Source organism: Pseudomonas sp. MWU12-2020 (assembly GCF_023100605.1).
Classification (GTDB): Bacteria; Pseudomonadota; Gammaproteobacteria; order Pseudomonadales; family Pseudomonadaceae; genus Aquipseudomonas; species Aquipseudomonas fluorescens_H.
Map to the genome: position 1 here is coordinate 1 of NZ_JALMEX010000001.1, position 19,507 is coordinate 19,507.

Annotated in this window: 22 protein-coding genes; all 22 read right to left on the bottom strand. The window is 60.3% G+C overall.

Annotated features, from left to right (window positions below):
• Positions 1–155: 155 nt before the first annotated feature.
• Complete coding sequence (locus tag M0814_RS00005) at positions 156–464, bottom strand: hypothetical protein (protein WP_247868446.1); 309 nt, start codon at positions 462–464, stop codon at positions 156–158.
• Positions 465–505: 41 nt separating this feature from the next.
• The gene (locus tag M0814_RS00010; RefSeq protein WP_103484237.1) at positions 506–3,547 is read right to left on the bottom strand and encodes a DUF1983 domain-containing protein; all 3,042 of its coding nucleotides are present in this window, start codon (positions 3,545–3,547) and stop codon (positions 506–508) included.
• Positions 3,544–3,942: a hypothetical protein gene (locus M0814_RS00015; protein ID WP_103484238.1), complete on the bottom strand. Its 399-nt coding sequence runs from the start codon at positions 3,940–3,942 to the stop codon at positions 3,544–3,546. The genes M0814_RS00010 and M0814_RS00015 overlap by 4 nt, the downstream gene beginning before the upstream one ends.
• Before the next feature lie 2 nt (positions 3,943–3,944).
• A complete protein-coding gene (locus M0814_RS00020) occupies positions 3,945–4,547 on the bottom strand; it encodes a hypothetical protein (RefSeq protein ID WP_097090050.1) in 603 nt (200 codons plus the stop codon).
• The gene (locus M0814_RS00025; protein ID WP_103484239.1) at positions 4,547–5,131 is read right to left on the bottom strand and encodes a hypothetical protein; all 585 of its coding nucleotides are present in this window, start codon (positions 5,129–5,131) and stop codon (positions 4,547–4,549) included. Before M0814_RS00025 ends, M0814_RS00020 begins: the two co-directional genes overlap by 1 nt.
• 18 nt (positions 5,132–5,149) lie before the next feature.
• On the bottom strand, positions 5,150–8,071 hold the full coding sequence (locus M0814_RS00030) for a phage tail tape measure protein (RefSeq protein WP_103484240.1): 2,922 nt from the start codon (positions 8,069–8,071) through the stop codon (positions 5,150–5,152).
• A 57-nt stretch (positions 8,072–8,128) separates the two neighbouring features.
• The gene (locus M0814_RS00035) at positions 8,129–8,428 is read right to left on the bottom strand and encodes a hypothetical protein (RefSeq protein ID WP_103484241.1); all 300 of its coding nucleotides are present in this window, start codon (positions 8,426–8,428) and stop codon (positions 8,129–8,131) included.
• A gap of 9 nt (positions 8,429–8,437) precedes the next feature.
• Complete coding sequence (locus M0814_RS00040) at positions 8,438–8,878, bottom strand: hypothetical protein (RefSeq protein WP_103484242.1); 441 nt, start codon at positions 8,876–8,878, stop codon at positions 8,438–8,440.
• A gap of 59 nt (positions 8,879–8,937) precedes the next feature.
• Entirely contained in the window at positions 8,938–9,294 is a 357-nt protein-coding gene (locus M0814_RS00045) for a DUF2513 domain-containing protein (RefSeq protein ID WP_158547277.1), read from the bottom strand.
• Between the two features lie 31 nt (positions 9,295–9,325).
• Entirely contained in the window at positions 9,326–9,565 is a 240-nt protein-coding gene (locus M0814_RS00050; RefSeq protein ID WP_103484244.1) for a hypothetical protein, read from the bottom strand.
• Between the two features lie 2 nt (positions 9,566–9,567).
• A complete protein-coding gene (locus tag M0814_RS00055) occupies positions 9,568–10,053 on the bottom strand; it encodes a hypothetical protein (protein ID WP_103484245.1) in 486 nt (161 codons plus the stop codon).
• A 79-nt stretch (positions 10,054–10,132) separates the two neighbouring features.
• Positions 10,133–11,293, bottom strand: coding sequence for a phage tail tube protein (locus tag M0814_RS00060; protein WP_103484246.1), 1,161 nt, complete (start codon positions 11,291–11,293; stop codon positions 10,133–10,135).
• Between the two features lie 64 nt (positions 11,294–11,357).
• Positions 11,358–11,753 carry a phage tail terminator-like protein gene (locus M0814_RS00065; RefSeq protein ID WP_103484247.1) on the bottom strand — a complete coding sequence of 132 codons (396 nt, stop codon included), beginning with the start codon at positions 11,751–11,753 and terminating at the stop codon, positions 11,358–11,360.
• Complete coding sequence (locus tag M0814_RS00070; RefSeq protein WP_103484248.1) at positions 11,750–12,325, bottom strand: hypothetical protein; 576 nt, start codon at positions 12,323–12,325, stop codon at positions 11,750–11,752. Before M0814_RS00070 ends, M0814_RS00065 begins: the two co-directional genes overlap by 4 nt.
• A complete protein-coding gene (locus M0814_RS00075) occupies positions 12,325–12,684 on the bottom strand; it encodes a hypothetical protein (RefSeq protein ID WP_103484249.1) in 360 nt (119 codons plus the stop codon). Before M0814_RS00075 ends, M0814_RS00070 begins: the two co-directional genes overlap by 1 nt.
• A gap of 3 nt (positions 12,685–12,687) precedes the next feature.
• Positions 12,688–13,077 (bottom strand): DnaT-like ssDNA-binding protein, encoded by a 390-nt coding sequence (locus M0814_RS00080; RefSeq protein ID WP_103484250.1) that lies wholly within the window; start codon positions 13,075–13,077, stop codon positions 12,688–12,690.
• Positions 13,078–13,117: 40 nt separating this feature from the next.
• On the bottom strand, positions 13,118–13,654 hold the full coding sequence (locus M0814_RS00085; RefSeq protein WP_103484251.1) for a hypothetical protein: 537 nt from the start codon (positions 13,652–13,654) through the stop codon (positions 13,118–13,120).
• A 48-nt stretch (positions 13,655–13,702) separates the two neighbouring features.
• Entirely contained in the window at positions 13,703–14,719 is a 1,017-nt protein-coding gene (locus M0814_RS00090) for a coat protein (RefSeq protein ID WP_103484252.1), read from the bottom strand.
• 14 nt (positions 14,720–14,733) lie between these two features.
• Positions 14,734–15,429 (bottom strand): hypothetical protein, encoded by a 696-nt coding sequence (locus tag M0814_RS00095; RefSeq protein WP_103484253.1) that lies wholly within the window; start codon positions 15,427–15,429, stop codon positions 14,734–14,736.
• An 83-nt stretch (positions 15,430–15,512) separates the two neighbouring features.
• On the bottom strand, positions 15,513–16,556 hold the full coding sequence (locus tag M0814_RS00100) for a minor capsid protein (protein ID WP_103484254.1): 1,044 nt from the start codon (positions 16,554–16,556) through the stop codon (positions 15,513–15,515).
• Positions 16,549–18,012, bottom strand: a complete 1,464-nt coding sequence (locus M0814_RS00105; protein WP_103484255.1) for a DUF4055 domain-containing protein — start codon at positions 18,010–18,012, stop codon at positions 16,549–16,551. Before M0814_RS00105 ends, M0814_RS00100 begins: the two co-directional genes overlap by 8 nt.
• 7 nt (positions 18,013–18,019) lie before the next feature.
• On the bottom strand, positions 18,020–19,507 hold the full coding sequence (locus M0814_RS00110; RefSeq protein ID WP_103484256.1) for a terminase: 1,488 nt from the start codon (positions 19,505–19,507) through the stop codon (positions 18,020–18,022).

Genomic DNA, 19,507 nt, shown 5'->3' on the forward strand with positions numbered 1-19,507 from the left:
CACCAGTGGTGGGTCCACGCTGGTCACCGCCCGGGCGAACACCGCTGTCGCCGAGCTGACGCCCGAATACGCACCTTTTGTCAGCAGGCACAACCGCGGCGCCTCGGAGTCGATCTGCACGAACGAGTTGTCGTTGATGCTCTTAAACCCGTAAGTCATGTCGCGAACCTCACCGCATACCCTTTGGCAACTATCCGGGTAGGAGTAGTCCCCCCTGGTGATGAAGGGTTGAGCGGCCTGACCACGACCTGCCCGACAGAGGTTGTCACGTAGGGATAGGAGCGGGTGTTGCCAAGCGGGTCAGCTTCCGCACTCTGCACGTCCTGCGCTCTTGTCGGGATAATCATGAAGACGCAATTTGCCGGATTGAACCCCGGAATGCTCAGTGTGTAATTCTGAACCGCCCCGCTGAAATCGATCACTCCCTGCCACAGAACCTGATAGGTGAAGCTGTTGGTATCCATGGAGAGATTGCCGTTCTCGTCCCAGACTCTTGCTCCATAAGTCATGCGTCGAGATCTCCCAGCTGAACCCGTTTGACGCCATTTTGGTCGTAGACCTTGATGGCCCTGTTTGTCATTGTCAGTCGGCCCCCTCCCGGTGCCGGCCCGTTAAATTCAAGATTCCCGAGCTTGTCCAAACGCCACCCAAGCACCCCAGCGATATAGTTGTCTGACTGAATGAATGATCCGATTTTGGCGTTACCGATCGATCCATCCTTCACCAACAACGAATTGATGAAGACCTGTCCACCCTCTACCGCGAAAGGAATTGTGGTCGCGCCACCAACAATGCTGTTCACAATAGCGAACCGGTCAGCTGCAACCAGGAACTGGCTCTGCAAACCGGCACCAGTGTTCTCGATGCCAAGACCGATACCGGCGGCAACGTACTTCCCTTCGGCGGTGACCTGCATCTTCACCGACCACATGGTGTTCAGCTTTCCAGCGGTGTCGGCATAAGCGGTGGAAGTCTGCTGAATTGCAGCCGCATTCTGGCCAACGGAGACATTCAACTGCTCAATCTTCGTCGCGGTTGCCGAGGCGTTTGTAGCAACGACTTCTTCCAGCTCGGTGATATTGGCGGCGTTCTCACCTATCGCGGCGTCGAAAGAGGTAATCCGCCGAGCCATCGCCTCGTTTTCCGAAGCTCGAACTTTACTTTCAGAGGCCAAGGAAGCCGTCGTTCCCCACTCTTTCAGGGCACCGTCCAAGTCGCCCTGTCCATTATCGTCACGAAAAGCTGCGCGAAGAGCTTGTACTGCTGTTGCCTGGGCGGTGACAGCTCCGTCGAGCTCAAGAATTTCGGCGGTATTCGTCGATACCTGCTGTGCCAAGCCATTCGCGGTCTGCACGGTCTGGCCTACGTCAAGCCAATATGCAGAGTTTGGCGGTGAGGTTTCGACTGGTACCGGGCCGGTAGCTTGGTAGATGCGCTTGCCGACGACGACAAGGTCGTATTCCTCGTAGGTTTCGTCCGGGTTGTAAGTCTTCAGGCCGTCGAGGGCATCGATCTGCTCTTGCAGTCCCGGAATTTTATCGATTTCATCGATAATGTCCTGACCCAACTCCGTGTGTCCGACCTTACCCGCCAGCGCCGCCAAATAGGCGGAAACATCGTTAGAAGTTTGCGCTGGGACGTAGAGAAATGAGCTTTTCCCATAGGCGTTCGACGATCGGATGAAGTAGTAGTAATTCGTCCAGAACCCCAAGCCGGTGTGGGTGAAAGACAATCCCTGGCCCAAATACTCCGCATCCGCTACGGTCGCCGTTGGTGAGGTGCTGAAAAAATACTCATAGGTGCCACCGTTCAGTCCGTTCTGCGAGTTGTGCGGGATCAGCACGATGTTGTCGATCGATGACTGAACGACGCAGCTTTCAGGAATGGGCGGACCATTGATGCTGACAGTGATCGTTGCCTCTCCCGACCGCGCCATCGGCCCGAGCGCTGTAACGCTCATCGTGTAGTTGCCCGATGGCAAACCATTCAACGGGCACTCTGTCGCCGTCGCCGGCACTGAGACGGATTTGACGGCTGTCGCGCCGAAGCGCACGGTGACCACGTAAGACGAAACGATGCCGGAAGGTGGTGCCCAGGACAGAACGCCCTGCATGATCTCGGCTTCGTCTCCTGCTTCCCATCTCAGACCGGTGGGAGTACCTAAACCACCTGATGGCAGCTTGATAAAGCCGATTGGGTCGTACGGCTGCCCTACGGCATCATCGAAGATTGCAGCCTCGTACTGTTTGACCTGGACAGTGCAGCCCTCGCTATCCCCCATCGACCAGTCAGATACGATGAACTCACCCAGAATATTGAGCGAGGGCAGATTCACCCGAACCACGCGACCTGGCCGGCAGTTGTAGCCTGAGAAGTTCATCGGAATGCTGATCGCACCGCCCGCGCGGCGCCGGCGCAACTCCATGTTCGCCAGGCGCTGAGCCTGGTACGGGTCGGTGACATAGGAATAGGTCAGCGTTTCCGCTGCCTCGCCACCGTCCTCGACGATCCATTCGGCAACACTTACCTCGGGGTAGTCGGTTTCCGTCCACGATTGCGACGGGTCAATGAACGTGCCCCGGACGGTGTTGATCGCCGAGTCGTTGGTCGGCTCAGTGCTGCCGGTGACAGTGCCTATCACCATGTCCTCGGTGATCTCGAAGTCATACGGGCCGTAATACGCACCCGCCTGAAGCATCCAGCGACCGCCGACACGGATCAGATGCCCGCCGCAGGCTGCTTCCAGCTTCTGCAGCACTCCCGTGCGCTGCTCGTCTGCGCCAATTACGCAGCCGCTGCGATAGCGCTGGCTGGTCGAGCCATCGGCATTGGTCAGGGCCTCGTCGCACACGTTGGCAGCATTGGCGAAGGTTTCGAACACGATCTCGTCGTCCGGTACTCCGCAACGCGCGCGCAAGAACCAAAGCAGATGCAGCGCGGTATTGGCGCTGTAAACCGCGGTACCGGTGCGTGGGTCGTACACGTCGTTGCGGCCGCGCACCACGAAACGGGTATCCGGGATGCCTGACGGGAATTTCTCTGCGCTGTACTGCAGCGAAACCCTAACGAATGACAGGCCTCTGCCGATCTGGCTGTCCTTCCAGTCCGGGCAGTTGGCCTTCAGGAAAGCGTTCACCTGGGTCGGATTGACCACCAGCTCATAGGTCGCCTGCGCGCCGTAACTTCCGATCTCTTCCTCACCAAGGTAGATGTTCTCAAGTGCCGTAATCGGGCCTTCGCACAACACGTACACCAGGTGCAGCCACTCGCCCTCACCCTGTGCTCCGGCCTGTTCTTGCGCCCAGACCAGCACGCCGCCAGTGGAAACGCGGCCAAGGATGAAACGGACCGGCGCCTTCGACGACCGAACGGTCTGCGCCGACGGCTCGTTGTCGCGCAATGGCGACTTGGTGTTGAGCTTTTCCTGCTGCTCCGATGCGTAGAAGGCCAGCGCAGCGCCGGCGACCGCACCCCACGGGCCACCTTGGGCAAAACCAACAACCGCACCAACCACGACCGAGGCAAGTTTTCTGACGCCGCCGCTCATTCAACCCTCCACGCGGCCAGTGGCTCGCATACGACACGGGCTGCGCCGTCGTCGGTTGTTGCCCAATAATCGCCAGCCCAGAAAACAGCCATGCTCCGGCCGCCGGGCGCGTCGTACATCACGACATCACCACGCTGGATGAAAGCCAGCGGCACCCGAGAAAAATGGGTGTCCCACGCCGCCTCGAGGCTGCCGTGCTGCTTTTTCAGCTGCCGCTTGGCGCCGGTTTCCGTTGTGTATTTGCCGCGATAGTTCTCGGCCGGATCGACGCCACAAATCGCCGCCGTGCAGTCAGCAGCGAACAGGCAGCAGTCAAATTCGCCCCATGAAAAAGGCCGCTCTTGGGCGGCCTTGATCACGTCGTTCAGACGGGTTGTCCAGTCTCGGTAGCGCATGGCTAACTTCCATAGGTGAATGTCGGTGCGTCCTTCTTCGAGCCCCAGTAAATGGGCCACTCGGACATCTGGGCGATGGCGTAGAAGAACCGGTCGCCGTCGTGGCGTGCGCGGTGGTTTTCGTCGGTGAAGCGCTCGGTACCGGTGCGGCTCCACTCGGCCATCCGGTCAACCACGGGCACAGTGATGCTGTTGCCGTCTTGGCCGTTGCCGGCGAACGAGAATTTGGCTGCGTCCATCCGGCCGGAAAACAGTATGTCTGCCGCGTAGTTGCCAGCCTCGTCGAACACCACGAACAGGACCTTGGCCATCCGGCCGCGGCAACCGCGTACGTTCGTCTCGGAGAGGATGTAGGCATCCAGGCCGCTGAGGGTCAGCTCGACCGACATCGGCGAACCGGAGTTGTCGCTTTCCTGCGACTGGCTGACCTGGCCGAAATTTCCCACCCCCTGATAGGTGATGCCGTCGACTACCAGGTCACCAGTGCCGGTGTGAGCGAAGACCATGCCGTCCACGAAATCGAGCTGCACGGCGTAGACCGGCATGAACCGTCCAGTGGCGATGATGTTCACCACGTTCTGGCTGAACGGGAATGCTGAGGGCATCAGAAGGCCTCCCTGAATTGATAGCTGCCATTCGAGACCACCGGGCGCACGGACATGGACCAGGTGTCAGAGGTCATCCGCATTTCCGAGTACGGGTTGAGATACTCGACGGCAGTACCGGCCGTGAGCGTCTTGCGTATCCGCTTGTTGAGCAGCACGGTCACTCTGCCCTGCGCATTTGCTGATGCAGGATCTGTGACTTCGAACATCTCGCCGGCGATGGTGATGTAGTCGCCGGCGCTGAAAGCCGGGGCGTTCGCCGTTGCGCCGCCGATGACCATCGACCGCGCCTGAGCGTTACCAGTAACCACCGTCAGTGCGCCGACGCTGTTCGTCCTGCGCCTGGTGAAAGCCGGAAGGTTGAAGGTGCCCATCATGCCGTCGAGCCGCCCGAGGAACGCCGACAGCTCGCGTTCCTGAGCCCTCGTCAATAACCCGAAGGTCAGCGTGCACTGCCAGTAGGCGCCCGGGTAGCCGATGATTTGCTGGGCGTTCGAGAGTGTCGAAGTGAACGCCCTGCTGTTGTTGACGATGCCCCACGTCATTTCTGACGGGCGCAGCGAAGCCGGCCACGTGAGAGCCATGCGGTACTCCTTAAAGGCTTATCGCCGCGCGATCAGCTGGCGGATGGTTCCGTTTTGTTTCAGGTCGCGCACGACCAGCTCGTAGCCGCCCTTCGCTCCCTGCATCGCGGCCTCCTTGACCATGTTGACGGTGGCGTCATCTGGAGTGCCTTGAAAGCTGAAGCTTTGCTGGATGACCGGGGCAGCGGGTGACGCCGAGGAGATCGGCACGACATTGGACTTCGTGGTTGCGGCAGCCGATCCGACGTAGCCGCCATCCGCGTACCCTTTCGAGTTCGCGTTCATGCGCTCGAGGAATTCCCGAGCGCCTGGCTGGCTGACCACATCCTTGCGCACCACGAACTCACCGCCGTGCACCACGCCCTTCGGCTCGAACTTGTCGCCGTCGCCGGTATAGCCGCCGTCGGAGAAGCCGTATTTCGAGCTGTACCCGGCCGCCGATGCGCCCAGGCTCGACGATGTCGCCGCGGCAGAGCCGGCAGCAAAACCGTTGCCGGCCGCAGATGCACCAGCACCAGCCAGCCCGCTGAACAGCGTGCCGAAGATGCCCACCGCCGCCTGACGCACCTGGATGCGGATCAAGTCGGCGATGATGCCGTCCGCCAGATCCTTGAACGACAGCTTCCCGGTCTTCACGAACTGGATGATGCCGTCCTCCATGTTGCTGAAGGCGTTGGTGAACAGATTGCGGGTCTGGCCGGCAACGTCGCGGGCCTGCTCGGAGTAGGTCTGAAACGCCGACGAGGCGCCGAGCGACCAGTCCGACTGGGCTTTGTCGACGTCCGAGTAATACTGCTGCTGCATCGCGAGGCGAGTTTGCAACGCTGAACGCAGGGCTTCAGTCTCTTGGTTGTACAGGTTGTCGCTGATCCGTCCTTCGTTGTGCTGCTGCTCCAGTGCGTCCAGTTGAGACTGGTACTGCTGCTGGATATTGAGCTGCTCCTGCAGGCGCTGCCGCTGCTGATCCCCCATTCCCATGCCGGCCAGATTGTTGTCCAGCCCGGTCTGAGCCTTCGCCAACTGGCTTGCAAGATTGGTCTGGAATGCGGCGAGCTTTTGCGTCTCGTCGGTCGCGATCTTGCGCAGCGCGTTTTCCTTTTCGAGCACTGCGTTCTTCTTCAGTTGAGCGGTGATCAGCTCCTGGTTGGCCAACAACGACTTTTGATCAGCCGTCAGGGTCTGCTTGCCCTTGATGTCAGCGAGTTCCTGCTCCCACTTCACAAGGGCCTGGCCGGCGGCGCCGAGCTTGTCGACCTCACCTTTCTGCACCCCGATCAGCGAGTTCTGCTGTTGCAGCACGGCATATTGCTGGCGGGCTTGGTCGAGCGCCTTCATGCCGGCGTCTTCGGTATAAGCCTTCGGCTTTTTCTCCTCGGACTCCTTGTAGATGGAGTTCTCGCGAATCGCTTTTAGTGCTGCGGCCTCCTGCTCAGCGGTGATGGTATAGCCTGCTGTGCGAGCGGCGTTGATGCGTTTTTCCTCATCCTCAAGCGCCTTGTTCATTTTCTGGCGTTTGGTGAAGTTCTGCTCAAGGCTCTTTTCAAAAGCCTCGTAAGCCACTTGCCCATCACGCTGAACCTGGGCTGCACGGGCGCCTTCCTCAGCAGCCTTCTGCTCAGCCTTCGACTTCTTGTCGTAGGCATCGAGCTCGGCCTGCAGCGACGCGATCCGCTCTCTGGTGTTGTCGTCCTCATACCCAGTATCAAGGGTAGATTTCAGGTAATTGATCTTCTGCTGAATCGCCTTTACGTCCGGACCGCTGTTCGACTCGCGCCCGATACCGAGGATTGCATCCCAGCCACTCTTCGCGGCGCCAGCAAGATCGTTCCATGCCTTTTCGAGCGAGCCCAAGTTTGACTTCATAGTTGCGGCTCGCTCACCCAAAGCCTTGGCGTAAGCTTCCTGAGCGATCGCTGCAGCGGCCTCCTTCTCGCCCATCTCCTGCGCCGCTCGGACCTGCTCATATACCGAAGCGGTCAAGAAGTTGTACTTGTTGTTGAGTTCAGCGACCGCCTTCACCGGGTCGTCCGCCAGCCGCACAAACTCTGCGATGGTTTCTGATACTGCCTTCCCGGTCGCCTTCTCGTAGGCGATGGCGGACGTTGCGATTTGCTCGAAGCTGGAACTGGCGATCTTCCCTGTACCGGCGAGCTGCGCAAGCGCTGCGGCAGCATCTGCCGTGGTGCCAACGGTGCCACTGATACGCTTGGCCATTTCAGAAAGTGCGAGCGTCGTGGTGCCGGCAGCATTACCGGTTGTTACGAGGGAAAGACGGTAGGCATCCTGTTCTTTCGAGCCTTGGTAGTAGGCCAGACCGAGCACGCCTACCGCTGCCGCAGCCAAGGTGAAAGGATTGACCAGGCCGAGGACATAGCCGCCCAGCGCTTTTGCTGCCGGCCCAACACCCCCGAACATATCTTTAAGCTGCCCACCTTGCTGTAGGAAAACGGTGAGTGGCGCCTGACCGCCCTGCAGCGATACGGCGATATCAGTGAACTGCGCAGGGACTCCCCGCAATGCGGCAGCTGTTGCCTTCGCCGTCATGCCGGTTTTGCCAAGGTCAGAGTTGAATCGCCCGAGATCTGCTCGCGTGGTATTGATCTTCGTTTGATATTCGGAAAAGGTATCCGCGTCGATCAAGCCAAGCTTCCGGTTTTTGGCCAGTTCCTTCTCCTGCTTGTCCAGTTCGCCCAGCTTTCGGGTGACAGGATCAATACTGCCCAGCAGCTCTTCCAACTGCTCTTTCTGCGTTTTTACCTTCCTGCCCGTTGTTTCCGAGGACTGACCAACGCTGTCGATTCCGTCGGCCAACTTGTCCATCACCGGCTTGGCACGAAGACCTGCCCCCTCGAGCGCCTCAAGTGCCTTTCGAGTGTCGGCAGCCTTTTGCTCGGCGTCCCGACTATCGATTTCCAGAACGAGGCGGGATGTCTGAGCCATTGTCTTTCTCCAGGCGCAAAAAAACCCGCCGGAGCGGGTTATTCATTGGGTGCTGATTCAGCTGTTCGCGTTGAGACAGACTCGATACGCCTCATTGCGGAATTCTTTTACTGCTTCTTCCTTCATGGTGTCTGTGATCATGACTTGCTTTTCGTAAGCCTTGAGAACGACCCCTCTGGCGAATTTGCTGCCATCACCAATTTTGTCGAGCGAGTCCTCGAGCAGCTCACCTTTTTGACGAGCAGTCATTGCCTCACCGGCCAAGGCAGAAATTTTCTTGCAAGAGCTTTCGGCAGCCTGCGCCGACATTGAAAAAAGCGCAGTTACAGCAATGAGTGCGGCGAATATCGTTCTCATAAGTCCTCGCTATTTCGCGTACTTGTACGGCTCGGGCGCAGTAAGAAGCGGCTCTGCTTTATCCCACATGCCGCGGTACCCGCGAACCGAATACGAGTAGCCTGGTTTCAGATCAAGCAATAGCCCGCGCAGATCACCGCCGGCGCATGCGGCATTGTTCTTGATACTCAGCTGCACAGGGCCAGGCTTGTGGTAAAGCTTCACCGATTTTCCGCTACTTGTTTCAGCAGCAAGCCTTTCGTTCAAGAACACCTGCATGCCGGCACCTAAGCAACTCAAAGCACCAGCGTCTTGCGTGAAAACAATACGCGCATCATCTGCTGCGCTTGGCTTACCGAAAGCGAAAACATCCTCTGCTGGGACCTGAGAGGCCTTTTCTGGCGCGACTCTAGTTGTTTCGCAGCCCGCCAGCAGTAGGAATGCAACACCAAATGCTATTTGTCTTTTCAAAGACACCCCCTCCCTGTTTGAAGGGGGAATCTAGCATCAACCAGAGGGCCTCGACAAAATCAAGACTTCAAAAGCTGAGTTACCACGGTAACCACTGCGGCCTTGATTGTGTCGAGTGTCAGCCCAATCCCCTTTTCTCTCAGAAGTCCTTTTGTCTTATCCCAAACCGACTGGGTTCTGATGCTGTCGAGAAACTCGCGCCCTTTCCATGTCAGCCCAAGCGCAAAGAACTGGGGAGGGCCGCTGAGAAATCCAGGGTCGTTGCCCTCGATCAGGCCGCCTTCTTCCATCATTTTCATGTGAAGAGCCACCCAGTCAGCCGGGAACGGCGGCATTTCCTCAGCCTTTCGATGCTCACCTTTCGCCTCTTCGAGGTCCAAGAGGATCATCCTGATCAAGTCCCAATTACGCTGCATGTCTTCCTCTCCGTGGCTATGAATTTTCATTCTAACCATCGTCGCTGGCCAAGCACACTGCATCCAGCGCAAACATCACGTCGTCGATCTCTTCGCGCGGAAGCGGCGACGGGTGCGACTCCAGCCAGCCTGAGATCTCCCGCGCCGACAGAGGCAGCGGAAAGGCTCCGACCATGCCGGCGATGTAACGGCGCCCACGGCACACATTGCGGTAGAGGTTCAATAGGTAGGCGGTTATCGGATCATTTTCCGGCTCATCCGGTACCGCCAGCTTCAGGCGCGCGTAGACCGCGCGGCGCTTTTCGCTTTCCCCGCCCCACTCTTGCTCCCACTCGAAGCGGCAGACGGCTTTCCCACCGACTCAGCTCGCTCTTCAGCGGCGTCATTGGCTGCAGCTGCACCCTCGCGCAGGACGAAGACGAAGAACTCGATATTGGTTTCCAGCAGCTCGGCGGCGATCGACGGACTGTACTTGATCGGGTTGCCCTCGGCGTTCAGCACGCCATCCCAGTCCTTCACGATGAAGCTTGCCAGCAGCATCGAATGGTTCTGGTGTTCGGTCTTCTCGCCGGCGACCACGCCCACCTGGCCCTCTTCAAACCGCGCATCGTTGCGCTGAATGCGGCGGCGCATGCGCTCCAGCGCGACCTGATACTCAGGGTTGTCGATGCCGGCCAGCAGCACTTTGGTGTCCTTGTCGAAGTTCGCCCAGCGCTCGCCGGTGACTGCAGGTTTCTTCTTGCCCAGTTGCAGAGCCATGGTAATTCCTCAACGCCGCGCCAATAAAAGGGCTGCCCCGGCCGGCGTGAATGCCGGGGCAGCCAAAGGTCGAGCAGGTTTATGCAGTGACGGTGATCGCCGCCGTGCTGGTTTTGGTGACGTCCGACACGCTGGTGGCGGTAATCGTCGCGGAGCCAGCGGAGACGCCGGTGACCAGGCCAGAAGGGCTGACGGTGGCAACGCTCGGCGCCGAACTGGACCAAGTGACGTTTTGTGCGGCTTCGGCCGGCAATGCCGACGCAGTGAGCTGACGAGTCGCGGCTACCGCGATGGAAGCGGTCGTAGGCGCCACCGAGACGCTGGTCACAGGCACGAACGGAACGCGGGTGATGGTCGGACTAACCTTGGCAACGGTGTAGTTCAGCGTCACCTCGATCAGGTCGCGCTTGCCACCATTCGGCAGTTCGCCGTCCACTTCCACCGCCGGGAAGTTGAAGGTGTACTTGTTGCCCAGGCTGTCGGTGATCGGGAACACGACGCCGATTGGTGCGCGGGTGAAGGTGTTCTTCCAGATCTCCCACGCCCGCTTCGACCAGGCGAGCGTGATGCTGCCAGTGATCGCCGCCTCGGTAGCAATGTGTGCGCCCGGGCCGAGACTGTCAGAGCCGAGGCAGCGCTGTGTTTGCAGGCTGTTGTCGAGGTTGACGGTCATGGCCGAGACGCAGGCCACGCCTTCCAGAGACTGGCCGTTCACCAGGATCGTGCCGACGTTGTTGTTCGACAGGAACGGCGTGGTGGTCGGTGCGTTCGGCGAGACGACGATTGAGGTTTCGCTGTCGGTGTAGTCCAGGCACGCCATGTTGAAGGTGGCGGTGATCTTGCCGTCAGACGGGATGTCGAGCGCGAAGGTCGAAACGTGCGCGCCCTTGAAAACGCCGTAGACGCCGACGTCGTCGTAACCCTTGGCGATGCTGAAGGTGTGGCGGGTGTCACCGACGCTCAGCACGTTACCGGTCCAGTTGCCGTAGAACGCGGCCTCCAGCAGTTGATCGAACGAGCCAAACGAGAATTCAGCCGTCAGGTCGCCGCCGATATCGATGCTGGTGGCCACCGAGCCTTGGCTTAGACGAGTATCGGTGATCTCGTCGCTGACTTGGGTGTTGACGGTCGGGGTCAGCGCATTGCCGGTCAGGCGCAGCGTGTCCCAAGTGCCGGTCGGGGTAACGCCGGGCGTCACCTCGGGGATGATGTGGCTTACAACTTTTGCGCCAGAGCTCATTGGAGCCTCCTATTTCGCGGGCATAAAAAAACCCGCAGGCGCGGGCGTGGCGTTTGCTTTGCTGTCAGCCGGCGCGAAACCGGATGTTGACGTTGGTTTGGTAGAAGCCCTCGAACTCGCCGGCGACCACCTGACTGGCTTCCATGCATTCCAGATCGCCGGACTGCCAGTAGGCGAAGTGCGCTTCGAGCGCGTCGGCCAGCTCGTTGATGGCCTTTGTGCCGGTGCGCTCTCGGGCGAAGCACTGGATGCTGATCTGCCCGGGCTTGCGGGTGTGCGGCCGATCGGCCATGCCAGCCATGAAGGCCGAGGCGTACTGGATATTCAGCCGGCACCAGAGGCCGGTCGCCGGCGGCGTGAACATTTCCGGCTGGTTCGGGTAATCAATCCGAGCCTGTTCAATGCCGGTGAAGGCGACCATGCGCGCAGTGATGAGCGCCCTGATTTGCTCGAAGGTCATGTGTATGCCTCGGATACGCCAATGAACGCGAGGTCATAAACCCCGCCGGGCGCCTGCGTGGAATGCCCCAGCTCCAGCATCTCGCCGTAGGGACTGTTGGTCTGGATATAGATCACGGGAAACTTGCCCGAGGCCTTGATGAGCATGCTGCCCTTGCTGATCGTTTCGCGGCCAGACGGGTCGATGTTGTCGGTCACGGTCATGTCCGGCGCGCCGATCGAGACCAGATGACTGCCTCGGAATGTGCCGCCGATGTACCCCTTCCCAGCCGCCTGCGCTTTGACGAAGTAGTTCTCTTCGCGCTCCCGCTTGGTCAGCTTTTTGAAGGCCTTGCCACCGGTGCGCGCAGCGTTGCGGGCGTCGACGTTCGCGTCATAGGCATCTGCCAGCGCTACGTTCTTCGTGCGCAACGCCACATTGGCCTGCCATAGGTCAGGGTTGCCGACCGGCGAACGGTTCACCACCTCCGCGAGCATGGCGGTCGCGATCACGCGCGCCATCTGGGTGATGTCCTCGCCAGCCTGATCGGCGAAGTCCGTGAGGCTATGGCTCCAGCCCGCTTTGTTGGCCATCAGACTTTCCTCAGCTGGATCTCGTAATGGGCGCCGGCCGGGTCGGTCTGGACGTTGACCACGTCGAAATCGTTGATCTTGTGGCCGATGTCCGGAACCCCGCCGATCGTTTCGTTGGTCAGCGCGATCAGCAGTTGATCGGTGGCGCGGATGTTCACGCCGTCGACCTGGGCAATCTTGAACGCGTCGAATACGCCCCGGCCTGTGTAGGCGATGACAACAGGGGCGCCAGCTATCTCGTTGACCGGATCCCACGTTCCCGGCAGCGTCACGCCGCCGCTGAAGGGCTGCACAGCGTCCGCCAGGTCAGTGTCGAAGGCCTCGGCCAGATCCGCTTGGATCTCTTCACGTAGGCCCATGGGTCACCTGTACACGTTGAAGCTGAAGCCACTGGCGCGCCAAGGCGCAAGAAGCCCCAGCGCGAACTGGACCCCATCGGGCAGCGCAGTGGATTTGCTGGTGTCGATTGAGGCGAACGTCTTGCTTGTGGTCACCGATCCGGCCTTCACCGTCTTGGCTTCCAGTGATCCCTCGGTCTGCTGCTGGTACAACTTGCCCTCAGAAGCAACGACCGCCAGCTCGGCGCCGGCCTGCTTCACCTCTTCGGGAATGGCGTCCATGTCGATGCCGACCAGGTTGAGCGAGGTCAAATAGGCATTCGCCTGCAGCACGGCGCGAGCTTTCTTGTCGTCTGGCGCCCATGAAGGCCCGAGCTCGGCGTCAACGTCCGCCACGGTGATGTAGGTAGCCATCAGGCCTCCGCTTGAATGAGTGGGGCCGAAGCCCCGGGTGTTACTTGGCGAGTTCGTCGACCTGCTTTTGCAGCGACTCTTTCGAGGTGTTGGCGCGGTAGGCCACCTTCGCCGCGTCCAGCTTGGCCTTCAGAACGGCAATTTCCTTTGCTTCGGCGTCCGCAAGGCGTGCTTGCTCAGCCTGCGCCAGCAAGTCATCGACCTGCTTCTGCAGCCCATCAGACTTACTTACCGCAGCGTCGCGGGCATCCGCCAGGCCTTGCATGCTCTGCTGAATGCCGGACAGGGCTTGATAGAGGCGAACCGCTGGGCCGTCACCCTCGACAGGGTTCAGTACGCCCGCTTCGAGGTCCGCAGCCAGCGCGTTTACGGCGTCGAGCTGCAGAGCCTCGCGGGATGGCTCAGCGCCACCGCCATTGTTACGGCCGCCACCTTCTGCGATGCGCGATCGAGCGTGATCGACGCCGCCGGTTTCGCCTACGGTCTCTGGGCCGACAGTGATATTGCCTTCGGTGCCGCCGAAGCCCCAGCGAGCCTTGAGCTCGGGATCGATGTGGCGATCTTTTTCAACTGGCATGATGCTTCTCCTTCAAGTTCGCCAGCCCACGAAGGGGCCGGCTATCGGTCAGGCCGATACGGTGGAAGTGATGAACGCCAGCGGTACCTGCTTGCGTGCAAACTTGCGGGTCCAGTTGGTGGCCAGCGCCAGGTCCGCCCAGTTCGCCGAGATAGGGCGAGTGGTGGTCGGGGTTCCGGTGATGGTCGCGCTGGTGAACGAATAACCCAGCGGGTGAACCACAAAATTGCGACGGGTCCACAGGGTTTCAGCGCCACCACCGTTACCGCGATCAGGAGCGCGCTCGTACTCGAGTCCGTCTTCACCTGGCGGAGTTTCTTCGGCAAAGCCGAGGGCGCCCGGGCCGAAGATTACCGACAGATACTTGTTCGGAGTGCCCGCAATAACCGGCATACCGTCATCCACCACAACGCGCATACCTTGGAAGCGGCCAAATTCTGGAATCTGGTCGGCGATCGGGGTGAAGTCGATGAGGTTGAGGATCTGCAGCTCGGTCTGAACGGCCGAATGCATGGCAATGACACTCAAGCCACCCAGCTGGCCGCTGTAGTCACCCATGGTCGCCTTGGCGCGGATGATGGCCGCAGCACTGATGGTGCCGCCGGCGTCAACGACCATGTCACCACCGTTACCTGCGACGTTGTCGTTATAGATGCCGATGGTAGTGGCAATGGCGCGGCGCTGGGCCACTTTGCGCCAGTAGCTCAGCAAACGACCCGCAACGAACTCAAGCGGATCCTGATTGGTGATGTTTTTCACCAGGTTCATGCAGTTGAAGCCTTCGTTGAGGTAAGCCGCGCGCGCCTGCATGCTGTCAGTGTGCACGGACAGCGGTACAGCGATGTCGGTGTACACGTCGTTCGAGTAGTTCGACTCGATGGAAGCGTCCAGGTCTACCCACCATGGAATGGTGAAGGTGTTGGACGGGCTTGCCAGCAGCGTGGACATGTCCGAGTTACTGGTCAGGATGCCGGATTCGAAGAACGCGGTGCGCTCCACGCTGTTGACGGTGATGTAGTCGCGCAGCTCATCGCGAAACACGACGTCCGAGAGAATGGTTGGCATTGCAGAATTTCCTTTTACTTGGCCTCAGCAGCGGCTTTCATGCGCGCGTGCTCGGCGGGGTTGGTTCGGCGAAGCTCTACGCGCTCCATGCCGGTCATTTGGTCCCACGTTTTGGTGGCCCCGCCACCCTTACCCCCGGCAGCCCCGCCGCCGTTCGCTTGCGTGCCGCGCACCAGTGATGCGTAGCGCGGCGCTTGCTGGAATTCTTTTGCCAGGTCTTCGAGACTGGCGATGGTCAGGTTGCCGGCGGCATCCGTGACCTTGACCTGACCGTCTACGATCTTCAGGCGGCGCTGGACGAACTCGGCCAGGATCTCGGCGTTCTCGCCGTCGGCGATGCTGCTGGAGACCTTCGAGGCTGCCGACGTCAGGTCGCGGCGCTCGATGCTGGCGGTCAACTCAGCCAAGCGCGAGCGTTCAGCCGCAAGGGCCTGCTCGCTGCTGGCATACAGCTGCTCGAAGTCGCCTTTCGCTCTGGCTGCATCGAGCTTTTCGCGCTCGAGCTTCTCGTCCGCCTCGCGCTTCAGGCGCTTGGCTTCCTTGGCCTCGTCCAGCAGCGTCTGGTTCTGGCGCTTCAGGCCCTCCAGATCCTCACCGCCGGCTGGCAAGCCCTCAACGCTCAGAACGAAGTCATCGCCCATCACCTTGTAGAGCGCCTGCATTGCCGCATCGAGCGCTTCGTATTCCGCCTTGCTGATCTTGTACTTCATGTCATCCCCCGGATGATTTGCCGTTGGCTCAGCCGCAGGCATAAAAAAACCGGCTCAAGGCCGGTCGTTTGTGTGGCTCGTTGTCATAGGCCCGCTCGCTCGAAGGCCAGCGGCTCAAGGTCTTTCAGTTGCTTAAGGGTCAGCGTCTTGCCGTTGTCATCCACGAACTTCTCCAGTGTCAGCTCGCCCTTGGTGAAGAGTGCGTACCGGTTCGGGCCGAGGATATCGCGCTGGAACGCGGCAGGCTGACGCGAGAGCCACTCCTGATAGCTTGTCTTGCTGGATACCAGCGTGACGCCATCAGGGCCGATTGAGGGCCTGGCAGAACCCGGGATCTCGCGGGCAAACTCATCTTTCAGAACCGGCAGCGCGCTCGATCTGCAATTCCAGTGGCCGGGCGGCTTGGGGTCGTCCCATCCGTAGATGTGCTGATCCCTCGCCTGACACATGGCGCTGGTCTTGCTGTCGAGCGTGGAGATCCAGCGCCAGCCCTGCAGGATGTCGTCGTTAGCCTTGAGCGTCTCCATGCGCGCCGTGCTGGCGACATGGTTGGTCATGGTGCGAACGAGCGACGAGGCCTGATCCTGATGCAACTGGTGGATGCTGGTCAGGCGCCGGCCGATCTGCTGGCTGGTCTCGCCCAGGCTGGAACCGATCTGAATCTCGCCGATGATCTCGGCGGCCTTCTTGGTGCCGAACTGGTCGAGCGCACCGCTGATGCTGATGCGCTGGGCACCCTTGCGAGCCTCCAGCAGCATCGGGTCAGCCAGTGCAGCGGCGCTCACCATCTCAGCCGACGGCACGTGGAACTGCACAACGGCCTTGATGACCTTGCCCAGCATCTTGCCGTTGAACTCGGCCTCATAGACCGCGAACTCTCCGAGGTCGAGCTGCGCCCTGCCCTTCATGTCGTCGTAGATACCCCGCAGATCGCCTTGTAGCGTTTCTATCTGCGAGGTGTATCGACGCGTGCCGTAGGCGCTGAGGCCTGCCGCAACGCGAGCCTTTGCCGTGTTGATGGCCTTACTGATGAATGACGCCACCCGCTTCAGGTTGCCGCCGGCGTATCGCTGGACGTAGACCTGGTGCCGAGTGGTGGCATCCGTCAGATAGCCCTCGCTACTCATCATTCACCCCGGGTGGCTGGTTGGCTGGTGGCGAATCTGGTTCGCTGCCCACCACAGGCGCTTCCTCTTCACGATCCGCATCGATGTCCTCATCTGCGCGGTCAGATTCCAGCACCCCAGCCTGACGCAGGTTGGTGCGCAAGTCCTTCTTGGCGATGATGCCCTGTTGCCAGAGCTGCATCTGAGCAAGGATCGCTTGAGCATCCATAGCCTCATCGAAGAACTCCTGGTTGAGCCAGAAGACTGTGCCAGCTTCGTCGACCGCCTCCATCATGAACCGCTGCGCGTCGAACAGAGACAGCCGCACCGCCTCGGAGACGTTGCCAGCGATCGTGCCCAGCACCGAGTTATCAGAGCTGTAGCGGATGCGAACAGCCTCTGCTGTCTCGGCGCCACCGCCCTGCTGGACGATGCGCGCGCCGATCATCAGCATCTGATCTTCCTTGTCTTTCATCAGCTCGCGGGCCAGCTGCGTTTCCTTGGCCTGCAGCATGACGGCAGAGCCTTGCTTGCCGAGGTTGTGCCCACGACGCGAACCGATATGCATCCCGTTCGGGTTCAGCTTGATGAATTCGTCGGGCTGAATGTCCGTGGTGATGAACAGCGTCGGCTGCGAACTGATGAAGCCCGCCTCTTCCACCGTGGCGCTGTTGCCGTAATGGAGGATGTTCACCTCGGCCAGGTCTTCCAGTGGCGCCTTGTCGATACTGGCGTCATTGTTCTGTGAGCCGAAGAAGTGAAACGGGATGTGATCGAAGGCCTTGCCCGTCTTATCGGTCGGATTCGTTTCGATGCCGTCCGGCGAATCTTCCGAGTACACGCGCTGGACGTACTTCCCGTCGATCAGCATCAGCGCGCGGTATTGATCCTTGGCGGTGAACTCGAACCCGTCATCCGTGGTTTCGTTGATCTTTTCGTGCAGCACCACCAGCGTCAGCCGGCGCACGCCGTCGATCACGTCCTCCCGCCAATTGACGATGCTCTCGGCCGGGTAAAAGTGGACGTAGGCACGCGCTTTCGCCGCCTGCGCGACAGTGAGCGAAGTCTGTCCCTCTGGCAGTTCCACCTTCGGGAAGTCAGTCAGCAGACCGCCGCGGCCGGTGTCGAGGCACTCGCCAGTAGCTTCTTTGCACAACTGCTCAAGGCTTGAGCCGTCACCGCTGACGTTCTCCAGCAGGTACTCGACTGCCGAGGGCAGCTTGATCTCTGCCGTCTTGCGGAACACCGCGCCAAGCAGCCCGGTGCGCGTGCGGCCGGTGACGTTGAGGAACATTGCCCGCTTCTTGAGTTGCTGATACCGCGCGATGTTCTCGGGCGACTGATTCAGCGGGTCAGGCATGGGCAGATATTCGTCGTACTTGCGAACCTCTCGCGGCCCGGCTACGCAACGCTTGACCAGCTGCCAGCCGGGCAAGGCATCGCTGTACTCCTGCCTGATGGCGCTGTAGTTGGGCATATTGGCCTCAGAAAGTGAAGGTGACAGGAATGTGGGTCATGGTTGCGCGCTTCGTCTTGGCGACAGCGAAGTAGCGGAAGGCATCAGACGGGTGAGATGCCCAGTCGTGAAGCGGCCGGTCTTTCCAGCAGCCCTTCTTGTCGTCCCACTCTTTGCGGTAGTTCTCCAGCGCAGTGATCCCCTCTTCGCACTTGGCCTCGTCAAAGGCACAGTGGGCGAGGATCTCGCGAGCCTGGTCGATACCGTCATCGACGCCGATCTTCGGCACGACCTGGAACGTCATGCGGTAGTGCTGGCCGTCGATCTCGTAGCCTTCGCGCGCCATTTCACGGCGGGTCTTGGCATCGCTGCCGAACTCGCGGTTGTCGATGTCATGCGGCCCCCAGTGCTCGGAGTAGGTGTAACCCTTGTCCTTGAGCACCTTCATGTAGTGCCGCAGGCCTTCCCCACTGTTCTGGTAGAAGTCGATGACGTGGTACTCGCTGCCGACCTGCCGCACGAACCAGATGGCCGTGGAGTCGCCGACGCCGATGTCCCAGAAGGTCATCACCGGAAGGTGGCTGTTATTCGGTATCGCTCCGATGCGCTGAGCGGCATACAGCTTCGTGAACTGCTGGGCGTAGTAGGCGCCCTCGATCGACTGCTGGAAGGCTTCGGCCGGGATCGACGGGTATTCCCGCTTCATGTCGTCGCCGAGGGTTTTCTCCTTGGCGGCGTACCAGGCGCGCTGGCCCGGGTTCGTGTCGATGCCGTGCTTGGCGAACAGCTCGTTGAAATAGTCGGTCAGCCGCTGCGGAATGACCGCCTCAGCCGGGTCGAGCCAGTAGGCCTTGTTCTTCCACCAGCTGAAGAAGAAAAACTTCCAGTCCAGCTTGCCGAGCGGCGTGCCTGACAGCAGCTGCTTCTCGGCACTCTGTGAGTAGTCGAAGAAGTAGCCCGCACGCCCCTCTGCCGTGGACTCGATCGTGACAAAGCAGTCAGTGGCCACCGCCTCGAAGGCACCGGTGACGATCTCGCGGGCCTTGTGCGGGAACTTGGCGCAGATCTTCCCGAACTCGGACACGTGCAGGTAACGCAGCGTGCCGCCCCGGAACGAGGTGCTGACGTAAAGCGAACCACCCTTGCTGAACACCAGCTCGCCGGCGGCGTCGTTGCTCGCAGGGTTCGCCGCGCGGATATCTTTCGGCAGGTTGTCGTAGGCGTACTTCACCTTCTCCCGAAACAGGCGCTTGGCGTCGTTCAGGGTGTGGGCGATCAACGCGCACTTGGCCGACTCGAACAGAGCGGCGTCGAGCTGGATGATGCAGCACTCAGTGGTGAAGCCCAGCTGTCGAGCCTTCAGGATGATGTTGCGGGTATGCATCCCGTCGAAGTATTCGATCTGCTCGTCCGTCATCCGGAAGCGGACTTTCTTGCCCTGCTTGTCGGTGATGAAGTAGAGATTGTTCAACCGCCAACGCTTATCCCGGAGCAGCTTCATGTGCTCGGGCTTCAT